Below are 310 nucleotides of genomic sequence, written 5' to 3' on the forward strand. Positions count from 1 at the left end.
GCGGAAGACCTTCTATTGCTATCCGTAAAATAGCAGGAATGCTTTTGCTCAAGGAGATGTTTAGAGAAAGCGATGAGACGGTTGTAGAAAGATGGGTGGAGAATGCTTATTGGCAATATTTTACAGGAGAAACCTTTTTTCAGACCGAGCAGCCTTTTGACCCGAGCAATTTTGTACACTTTAGAAAGAGAATTGGAGAGAGTGGTTTAGAGTTTCTTTTGGGACAAAGCATTTCACTTCATCCCAAAGCCAAAACAGAAGATGAAGTTCAGATTGATACTACTGTTCAGGAGAAGAATATCACGTTTCC

At 40.3% G+C, this 310-nt stretch carries 1 protein-coding gene; it reads left to right on the forward strand.

Features of this window, described 5'->3' with window-relative positions:
- Nucleotides 1-310 (forward strand): transposase (locus DD829_RS23895; RefSeq protein ID WP_165814898.1); only part of this gene is annotated, 310 nt, incomplete at both ends.

This window comes from Chryseobacterium sp. HMWF035, from assembly GCF_003094695.1.
Taxonomy (GTDB): Bacteria; Bacteroidota; Bacteroidia; order Flavobacteriales; family Weeksellaceae; genus Chryseobacterium; species Chryseobacterium gambrini.